The following is a 9823-nucleotide window of genomic DNA, read 5'->3' as shown; positions in this document are numbered from 1 at the left end:
CCCGCCGGCCGGTGCGGCGACCAGCTCGCCGGGCGCCGCCCCGGCCCGGGTGCCGGACGTGCTGCGCTTCACCGGGACCACAGTGGGCGGGGCCGCGTTCGACGCGGCGCAGCTCGCCGGCAAGCCGGTGGTGCTGTGGTTCTGGGCGCCGTGGTGCGCCACCTGCGCCAGCCAGGCCTGGACGGTCGCCGAGGTGGAGCCCCGCTACCGGGACACCGTGCCGATCGTCGGCGTCGCCGGGCTGGGCGAGCGACGGGCGATGAAGGAGTTCGTCACCGAGTTCGACCTGGGGGCGACGCGACAGCTCGACGACCAGGCGGGCGCCCTGTGGCGTCGGTTCAAGGTGACCGAGCAGAGCATCTTCGTGATCATCGACCGGGACGGCAAGATCGTCCACCAGGGCTTCCTGGACGGCGAGGCGCTCACCGCCCGGCTCGCCGCGCTGGCCGGGGCGTGACCGGCGCACTGCTGCTCGCGCTGACCGCGGGCATGCTCGGCGCGGTCAACCCGTGCGGCTTCGCCCTGCTGCCCGCGTACCTCTCGCTGTTGGTCGCCGGCGGGTCGGACACCCGCGGCGCGGTCGGCCGCGCGCTCACCGCGGCGGCCGGGCTGACCGTGGGGTACGTGCTGGTCTTCGGCGCGTTCGGGCTGGCCCTCGCGCCGCTGGCCGGCTGGTTGCGACCCCGACTGCCGTGGCTGACCGTGGCGCTCGGCGTGCTGCTGGTGCTGGCCGGCTGCTGGCTGCTCGCCGGCCGGCGGCTGCCGGCTCCCGGCTGGTCGGCGCGGGCACCCCGGCTCACCCGGTCCTGGCCGTCGATGGCGCTGTTCGGCGCGGCGTACGCGTTGGCGTCGCTCGGCTGCGCAATCGCCCCGTTCCTGGCCATCGTGGTGACCAGCCTCCAGGCCGACTCGACCGGCCGAGGGCTGGCGCTGTTCGGCGCGTACGCCCTCGGGATGGGGCTGGTGGTCGCGGTCGCCGCGCTCGGGGTGGCGCTGGTGCGCGACGGCCTGCTGGCCCGGCTGCGGGTCGCCGGCGCGTTGGTGCCCCGCCTCAGCGGCCTGGTGCTGCTGCTCACCGGCGGTTACGTCGCCTGGTACGGCTGGTACGAGCTACGCCTCGCCGCCGGCCGCCGCGACGCGCTGCACGACCCGGTCATCCGAACGGCCGCCCGGGTCCAGCGCGCCCTGGCCGGCACTCTCGACGACATCGGCCCGGCGCTGCTACTGGCCGTGCTGGCCACCCTGCTCCTGACCGCCCTCCTGCTCAAGCGCGCCCACCGCCCGCCGCCAGCTCTCGTTGATCATGAAGTTATCGCCGCGACGCGCCGAGGCGAGGGGCGATAACTTCATGATCAACCACAGGGGTGGGGGTGGGGTGGGGTGGGAACCTGAGGCAACGGCGCTGGTCTTGACATCCGGTAGCGATCATCGGAGTCTGTCTGACAACGTTGTCACACCGAAGGACCACCATGCGTATATCCGAATTCGAGTTGAGCAGGCGGCGGCTCGTCATCCTTGGCGGTGCCATCGGTGCCGGACTCGCCATCGCCCGACCCGCCGCCGCCCAGGCCGCCCAGGCCGCCCAGGCCGCCACCACGTCACCGGCTGCGACCACCGGTCCGGTTGCCAACACCTACCACGCGCTGCTGCTCGCCCACACCCGATGGGCCGAGGAGCAATGGGATCCGGCGATCAACGCGTACCGCCTCGCGGACTTCAGGTTCGCGGTCGTCCTCGGTAACGCGGTCCTGCTCATCTCGCCCGGGTACGACCCGGCGGCAGCAGGCGTCGACCGGGACACGCTGCACGCCCGTACCGTCGCCACCATCCGCCGGTTTGCGGCCACCAACCGGCTGGCCGGCGGCACCGAGTGGGGCCGACAGCTGTTCTGGGACAGCACCTTCGAGCTGTACTTCGTCCTGGCCGCCCGACTGCTCTGGTCCGAGCTGGACGAGGTGACCCGCGACAACGTCGACCGCATCGCCTGCGGGCAGGCCGCGTACGCCCATTCCCTCGGCACCGGTAACGACCCGCTGAGTGGCGGTTGGACGCCGAACGGCCTCACCGGTGGCTGGATCGGTGACACCAAGCTCGAGGAGATGGGGGTTTACGCCCAGGCGATCGCGCCCGGCCTGGCCTGGGCGCCGGACGACCCCGCAGCCGCGGCGTGGCGCGAGCGGTTCCTGAGGTGGACGCTCAACGCGAGCGGACTACCCGCAGCCGACCGTGCCAACCCCGCCGTCGTCGACGGGCGGGCGGTCGCGGACTGGAACACCGCCCACAACATCCACGACACGTTCCTCGTCGAGAATCACGGCTCTTTCGGCCCGCACTACCAGGAAGAACTGTGGCGCACCGCGGGTCGTACCGCGGCGCACTTCCTGACCGCCGGCCAACCGCTCCCCGAGGCACTCACCCGGCAGCCCAGCGGCGCCCAGCTGTGGCGGACCATGCGGCTGTTGGCCAGCGATGCCGGCGAACCCTTCATGCCGATGGTCGCGGACCGCTACCACCTGTACGGCCGTGATGTCCTGCCGCTCGCCTTTCTCGCGCAGGTCCAGGGCGACCGGCATGCCGCCCGGGCCGAGGCGGACCTCGCCGACCGGCTCATGCCCTACCTGAACTACCCGCCCGAGAATCGGCTCACCAAGTTCAGCGGCGAGCCGAAGTACGAGCCCGAAGCCCGGGCCGAACTCGCCATCAGTTATCTCTTCCATTCCTGGCGGGCGGCCAACGGCGGCGTGGTCGAGCCGGTCGCCAGCACCACGTTCTTCGCGGCGGCGGCGGGCACCCGGGACTTCGGGGAGCAAGCCGGGTTGACCGTCCAACAAACCCCGACTGCCTTCGCCGCGGCGGTCAGTAGGACCGGATTCGTCTCGTTCCAGTGGGCCCCCGCCCACGACAACTGGTTGTTCGACACCCGGGCCGCCGCGCTGCTGCCGAGGCAGTCCGCGCCGGTCCTTGGCCGCACCTCCGCTGCGTACACCGTCGCCCGGGACGGTCTCGACGCCACGGCGACCGTGCTACGCGTCGCCGGCGGCACCGCCGGATACGTCACGCTGCCCACCGGTACGGTCGTGTACGCCACCACCGGCATTGGTGCCGACGAGGGCGCGCTCACCCTGTTCAACCTGGACATGCCCGGCGTACCCGGGCTCACCGGCACCCGTACCTTCACCGGCGAACAGGGGTCCGTCACCCTGGCTGGACAACAGGGCGCCGGCGACGGCGGAACCGACCAGATCAACTTCGCGCCTCGTTCAGCCAGGTACGTGCGGATGCTCGGCCGATCCCCGGTCAACCAGTACGGCTACTCGCTGTTCGCCTTCGCCGTGCTCGACGCCAGCGGGGTCGACCTCGCCATCGGCCGGCCCACCACGGCATCGTCCGCCGACCCCGCCTACCCCGCACCGCGCGCGACCGACGGCAACCCCGCCACCCGCTGGGCGGTCGCCCGTGCGGAACGCGGCCGCACGGACAGTTGGCTCGCCGTCGACCTCGGCGACTCCGTCGACATCAGCGGCGTACGCCTGGACTGGGAGGCCGCGTACGGCACCCGCTACGTCATCCAGACCTCTCTCGACGGCACCACCTGGAGCGACGCGGCGGTTGTGCCGGACAGCCCGACCGTCGCCGGCTCCTGGCTGGACGTCGACGGACGAGCGGGTCTGGTAGTCCACAACGCCCAGAATCCGATCACCGTGACCGCCACCACCGTCACCCTGTCCAGCGGACCGGCCACCGGCAGCACTCGGCTGATCATCGAGGGCTACCCGGGCGTGAGCAGGTCGGCCCTGGCCGCCGCGGCGTCTCGAACCCTGCCCAGCGGCGGTCTGGAGGCGTTGCGGGTGAGTGACGCGGACGGATACCTGAGCCTGTTCAACCTCTCCGACGACGACATCACGACGGCGGCCGTCACGCTTCCGCAGCGCGCCACGCTGCGGCTGTACCACGGAAGTCAGGTCACCGGATCGGGGACCACCACCTACCAGGTCGATCTTGCCGCCGCGACCGCACGCGTCGAGCCGCCCCGGTTCACCGTGACCGCCGCACAGCCGGGGAAGGCGATTCCCGCCGGTACCCGGTTCGACGTCACCGACTCGCACCACCTCCGAATCACCGCACCCGCCGAGCACATCGTCACGGTGCAGCTGGAGTCCGCGGCCGGCGCGCCCGACAGCGAGTGACGGTCCCCGCTGGACGCAGCCGGGACGTCGCGTTCGCGGGTGGGACGGTGACGCCGACCAGCGACCTGGCCCGGTCTCGGACGACCTACCCGACGTCACCGCTCCCGGCCGGCATGACCGACCCGTCGGCCGCCGTCGACGGCGACCCGGGGACCGCCTGGCAACCCGGCCCGAACGGCCGAATGGTGATCGACCTCGGATCGCTCCAGGATCTGGCGTCGGTCCGCCTGACCTGGACTCCCGGTCGGCGGCGGCCGGTCACCGTAGCCACCTCGGCCGACGGACTCGGCTACGTGGCGGTCGCCTCGGTCCCGAAGCCACGGCCCGAGACCGCCATCTCGATGAGGTCCTCCGCGCGGTACCTGGCGATCGCGGTCGCCGACTGGCAGCCCGGTGACGCCCGGCTGACCCACGCGGAGGTGTTCGGCGCCTGAACCGGCACCGCCTGTCGGCGCCGGAGCCGGAACAGCTCCACCTCGGGATCGACCACGGTGTCACACCCGTGGCCCGAATGGACGGCGGCGGGACTGGTGCGGACGTTCGGACGCATCAGTCCCGCCCCCGTCGGCCAGTTCTTGGGAAACAGGCCCTAACGCAGGGGGGTCAGACGGTCGGTGCCCAGGCGGTCCTGGAGGACCTTGGGGATCAGGACGCTGCCGTCGGGCTGCTGGTACTGCTCAAGGATGGCCGGGAAGAGCCGGCTGGTGGCCAGCGCGGAACCGTTGAGGGTGTGCACGAACCGGGTCTGCTTGCCGCCCGGCTCCCGGTAGCGGATGGCCGCCCGGCGGGCCTGGTAGTCGCCGGCCCAGGAGACCGACGACACCTCCTTGTACTTGCCGGTGCTCGGCATCCACACCTCGATGTCGAGGGTCTTCTTCATCGACGCGCTGGCGTCACCGGCCGACAGCAGGGTGCGCTGGTAGTGCAGCCCCAGCCCCTCGACCAGGCTCTCGGCGTGGGCGAGCATCTCCTCAAGCGCCGCGTCGGCCTGCTCCGGCAGGGTGAACTGGAAGATCTCCACCTTGTTGAACTGGTGCCCGCGCACCGTGCCGCGCTCGTCGGAGTGCGAGCCGGCCGACTCCCGCCGGTAGCACGGCGTGTACGCGAACGCCTTCAGCGGCAGCTTCGGGGTCTCCAGGATCTCGTCCTGGTACGCGCCGAGGATCGCCGTCTCCGACGTGGGCAGCAGGAACTGCCCGCGCGGAGCGGACTCCCGGTCCAGGTGGTAGACGTCGTCGTAGAACTTGGGGAACTGGCCGGCGGCGAAGCCGGCCGAGTCCAGCAGCAGGTGCGGCGGGAGCAGGAACTCGTACCCGGCCCTGATGTGCTGGTCGACGAAGTAGTTGAGCAGCGCCCACTCCAGCCGGGCGCCGATGCCGGTGTAGATCCAGAAACCGGACCCGCCGAGCTTGACCCCCCGCTCGTAGTCGACCAGACCCAGCGCCCGGCTCAGCTCCACGTGGTCGCGGACCTTCTCGATCACCGGCGGCTCGCCGAAGGTCTTCACGACCTGGTTGGCTTCCTTGCCACCGGCCACGACGTCGTCGCTGGGCAGGTTGGGCAGCTCGCTCATCGCGTCGCGCAGCCGGGCCTGCACCCCGTCCAGCTGGGACTCCAGGTCGGCGAGCTGCCGACGCTCGGCGTCCGGCGCGGCGACCTGCGGCTCCTCGCCGGCCCGCTTCGCCTGCGCGTACGCCCGGGCCTCGGCCTTACGGCGCTGCCGCTCGGCGTCGATCTCCGTGATCAGGGCGCGGCGTTCCTGGTCGAGCCGCTGGATCTCGTCCAGGGCACGGGTGACCTCGGCGGGATCCAGACGCTTCGCCAACGCGGTCGCCACCGCCTCGCGATCCTTCCGGATCAACTCCATGTCGAGCATGCTGCTCCGTACGCCTCCGTCCGGGGTCACAGGTGAACCACCAGATGCTACCGTCGCGGGCTTCTCCACCCGGGACGGGGAGTGCGGCCCCGGCCTCAGAGCCGGATCGGCATCAGCACCGAGTAGGTGTCCGCGTCGTCCGGCCGGCGTACGGCCAGCGGGGCGATCGGCCCGTCCAGCTCCAGCACCAGTTGCGGCGCGCCCGCCGCGTTCAGCGCGTCCAGCAGGTAGCCACCGTCCACCCCGACCCGTAGCGCGTCGGTGTCCAGGTCGGCGGCGGGAAGCAGCCGCAGCCCGCCCTGGTCGTCGACGCCGAGCACGGTGACCGCACGGGGCGTGCCGTCGTGGTCGCGAGCGACAGTGGGAGCCGCCGGGTCGGCCAACGCGGCGCGCAGCGCGGCCACGTCCACCGGGATCCGGCGCGCGGTCGGCCGCTCGCCGACGGACTTACGCAGCAGCCGGTGGTAGTCCGGGAATTCGTACGGCAGGGCGGCGCCGGTCACCGTGCGCTCGGCCACCCGCACCCGCAGGTCCGCGCCGGCCACGGTCAGCCGGACCGGCCAGGTGTCGGCGGTGTCGAGTAGTGGCCGGAGCTGGTCGACGAGGGCCACCGGCACGAACACCCGCACCGGTGCTCCGTCGACGTCCGCCCCGGCCCGAGCCAGCGCGAGCCGGTACCGGTCGGTGGCGACCAGCCGGACGCCGTCGGGCTCCACGTCGAACAGCACGCCGGCGAGCATCGGCAGCTCCGGGTCGACGCTGACGGCGAAGCGCACCGCGTCGAGCGCGCCGGCCAGGGCGGCGGGGGAGATCAGCAGCGTGGTGGCGGTCGGCGGGGTCGGGTCCAGCAGCGCCCGGAGCCGGTCGACTTCGCGGCGGGCGTCGCTGAGCCCGTCGGCGAGCCGGCGCAGGTGCGTGTCGAGCAACTGGTGCACCGCCGCCGGCTCGGCCCGCACCGCGGCGGCGATCTCCGGCACCGGCATGCCGATCCGGCGCAACCCGGCCACCAGCCGGGCCGGGGCGATCTGCTCCTCGGTGTACCAGCGGTACCCGGTCACCGGGTCGACCAGGGCCGGCTCCAGCACCCCCGCCGAGTCGTAGAAGCGCAACGCGCTGACGGTCAGGCCGCTGGCCCGGGCCAGCTCGCCGATGCTGTGCAGGTCGCTCACGCTGGGCATCCTGCCCCCTCGACCCGGTCGAGGGTCAAGCCGAGCGCTCCAGCACCCGGAAGGTGAGGCCGGCCCGGACGAGCCGGTCGAGCAGCGCGTCACCCATCGCGGCGACCGGGGTGAGCTGGCCGGCGGCCGGCGGCAGTTCGTCGAGCGCCAGGCACAGCGCCGACTCGCCGAGCATCTTCGCCGTCTCGTCATAGCCGGGGTCACCGCCGGCGACCTCGGTGACCACCCGCTGCCCGCCGCCGGTGCCCACGAACCGGACCCGGAACCAGGACGACGCCCGCTGCTGGGCGGTGGGGCCCTGCCCGGACGCGAGCCGGCCGAGCAGCCAGCGTCGGCTGGGCGGCAGCTTCACCAGCCCGATCAGCGCGCCGAGCCCGGCCGCCCCGGCCAGCACGGTGGGCAGCCGCTTCACCGCGGCGAAGTGCCGGTAACGGAAGTCCGGGCCGTACTCCGGGCGGGCCGCCGCCGACCGGCGCACCACCTGCGGATCGATGGTCGGCAGCGGAACCGCCCAGCTGCCCAGCTCGGCCGAGCGGGCCAGCCGGCCGGGAACCGCCCGGGCCCGACGGTCGGTGGGGCGTGGTTCTACCGCCCGACGCTCCCGGGCGGCCTGGCTGGCCTGCCCGGTCCGGGAGAACGCGGTGAGCACCGAATGGTAGGTGCCGGCGGAGAACCGGCCGCCGGCGCGCACGTACCCGTCCACGCTGATCGGCACGTCGGCGGGCAGCTGCTTGACGGTGAACCAGGCACCCAGGTCGTGCGGGACCGAATCGAACCCGCAGGCGTGCACCAGCTTCGCCCCGGTGCGTGTCGCCTCGGCGTGGTGGCGCACGTACATCAGGTCGACGAACTCCGGCTCACCGGTGATGTCCAGGTAGTCGGTGCCGGCCCGGGCACAGGCCGCGACCAGGGGTTCCCCGTGGTGCACGAACGGGCCGACAGTGCTGGCCACCACCCGGGCGCTTTCTGCCACCGCCCGCAACGACCCGGCGTCGGTCACGTCCGCGGTGAGCAGCGGCAGCTCGACCAGGGTCGGGTCGATCGCGGCGAGCCGATCCCGGACGGCGGCGAGGCGCTGCGGGTTACGCCCGGCCAACGCCCAGCGCAGCCCGGCCGGCGCGTGCCGGGCCAGGTACTCGGCGGTCAGGCCACCGGTGAACCCGGTCGCGCCGAACAGCACCACGTCGTACGTCCGCTCGCCAGTCATCCTCGGAGTCTGCCATTCGTGGCCCCGATGACAGCTCGCGGAGGCGGTCAGGGCGTGAACACGGCTCGTACACAGCCGTCGGCCCGGTGCCGGAACAACGCGTACCCGTGCGGGGCCTGCGCCAACGGCAGCCGGTGGGTGGCCAGGTGTTCGGTGCGCAGCTCGTCGCGGGCCATCCGGTCCAGCAGCATCGGTACGTCGCGCAGGTCCGGTCGACGGACACCGCGCAGCGTGAGCCGTCGTTCGGTCACCGTGCCCAGCGGAAACGCGTCGACGAACCCGTCGGTCCCGCCGAGCAGCACCACCACACCGCTCTTGCGACAGGCGTGCACGGCCTCCCGCAGCGCGTCCGGTCGGTCGGCGTGCCGGCCACCGAAACGGTCGGCCGGCGGCGAACCGACCGCCACCACGCACACGTCCGGCCCGCGCCCGCCGCTGCGGTCGCGCAGCTCCGCCGCGACGTCGGTACGGCGGTAGTCCAGCGGTTCCGCACCGGAGTGCCGCTCGACCATCCGCAACCGCTCCTCGTACCGGTCCACCACCAGCACCCGGGCGGCACCCCGCAGCACGGCGGCCCGGGCGGTCAGCTGGCCCACCGCCCCGGCGCCCCAGACGGCCACCACGTCGCCGGGGCGCACCGCACCCAGCTCGGTGGCGAGCCACCCGGTCGGCGCCGCGTCCGCGGCGAACACCGCCCGGTCGTCGTCCACCGCGTCCGGCACCGGAAACGCGCCCACGTCGGCGTACGGCACCCGCACGTACTCGGCGTGACCGCCGGCGAACCCGCCCGCCGCCCGGGGCCGGCCGAAGCACCCGGCGTCCGCCCAGTCGGGGTCGCGCTCGCCGGGTCGGTGCTGCCGTTGTCGCAGCAGGAGTGCAGGCCCCGACGGCAGTACCAGCAGCCGCCGCAGGCGACGCTCGCGCCGACGACCACCCGGTCGCCGGTGCGGTGCCGGCGTACGCCGGGGCCGACCTCGACCACCTCACCCAGGAACTCCGCCCCGAACACGTCGCCGGCCCGCAGCAGCGGGTTCCGGCCGGCCAGCAGTGGCAGGTCGGCGCCGCAGGTGGCGCTGCGGCGTACCCGGACGATGACGTCCCGCTCGTTGCGCAGCTCCGGGTCGGGCACCTCGCGTACCGCCAGCTCGCCGGCGGCCACCCAGCACAGCGCCCTCACCGGCGGACCTCGGGACGGTCCAGCGCGGACCGGTCCGCGCGGAGCACCTCGCCGGCCTCCACCCGCTGCTTGATCTGACGCAAGGTCCGGCGGACCAGCAGGCCCGGGTCGTCGCCGACCAGGTGCGCGGTCAGCCCGGTGGGTGGCGGGCCGGCGACCAGCGGCCGGGCGGCCAGCTCGGTGCCCCGGTCACCGGGC

Annotated in this window: 7 protein-coding genes and 2 pseudogenes; 4 read left to right on the top strand and 5 right to left on the bottom strand. The window is 73.4% G+C overall.

Annotation, left to right across the window (positions count from 1 at the left end):
* The 4 genes from JM949_RS29755 to JM949_RS29740 all read left to right on the top strand — a co-directional run.
* Nucleotides 1–457 (top strand): redoxin family protein (locus tag JM949_RS29755; protein WP_203151462.1); only part of this gene is annotated, 457 nt, incomplete at its 5' end.
* Entirely contained in the window at nt 454–1344 is an 891-nt protein-coding gene (locus JM949_RS29750; protein ID WP_309232386.1) for a cytochrome c biogenesis CcdA family protein, read from the top strand. The genes JM949_RS29755 and JM949_RS29750, both read left to right, overlap by 4 nt.
* A gap of 125 nt (nt 1345–1469) precedes the next feature.
* Nucleotides 1470–4187, top strand: coding sequence for a discoidin domain-containing protein (locus JM949_RS29745; protein ID WP_203151461.1), 2718 nt, complete (start codon nt 1470–1472; stop codon nt 4185–4187).
* Nucleotides 4188–4234: 47 nt separating this feature from the next.
* A complete protein-coding gene (locus tag JM949_RS29740) occupies nt 4235–4621 on the top strand; it encodes a discoidin domain-containing protein (RefSeq protein ID WP_203151460.1) in 387 nt (128 codons plus the stop codon).
* 155 nt (nt 4622–4776) lie between these two features.
* On the opposite strand, the gene serS is transcribed toward JM949_RS29740, so the two are convergent.
* The 5 genes and pseudogenes from serS to JM949_RS29715 all read right to left on the bottom strand — a co-directional run.
* Nucleotides 4777–6063 carry a serine--tRNA ligase gene (gene serS, locus JM949_RS29735; RefSeq protein WP_203151463.1) on the bottom strand — a complete coding sequence of 429 codons (1287 nt, stop codon included), beginning with the start codon at nt 6061–6063 and terminating at the stop codon, nt 4777–4779.
* A gap of 95 nt (nt 6064–6158) precedes the next feature.
* Nucleotides 6159–7241, bottom strand: a complete 1083-nt coding sequence (locus JM949_RS29730) for a DNA polymerase III subunit beta family protein (RefSeq protein WP_203151459.1) — start codon at nt 7239–7241, stop codon at nt 6159–6161.
* 25 nt (nt 7242–7266) lie between these two features.
* Nucleotides 7267–8448 (bottom strand): saccharopine dehydrogenase family protein, encoded by a 1182-nt coding sequence (locus JM949_RS29725; RefSeq protein WP_203151458.1) that lies wholly within the window; start codon nt 8446–8448, stop codon nt 7267–7269.
* Nucleotides 8449–8495: 47 nt separating this feature from the next.
* Nucleotides 8496–9625: pseudogene (locus JM949_RS29720) on the bottom strand (alcohol dehydrogenase catalytic domain-containing protein).
* Nucleotides 9622–9823, bottom strand: a pseudogene (locus tag JM949_RS29715) (hypothetical protein); the annotation flags it as partial. The pseudogenes JM949_RS29715 and JM949_RS29720, both read right to left, overlap by 4 nt.

The organism is Micromonospora tarensis, assembly GCF_016803395.1.
GTDB classification, from domain to species: Bacteria; Actinomycetota; Actinomycetes; order Mycobacteriales; family Micromonosporaceae; genus Micromonospora; species Micromonospora tarensis.
This window is presented reverse-complemented; position numbering and strand designations above follow the sequence as displayed.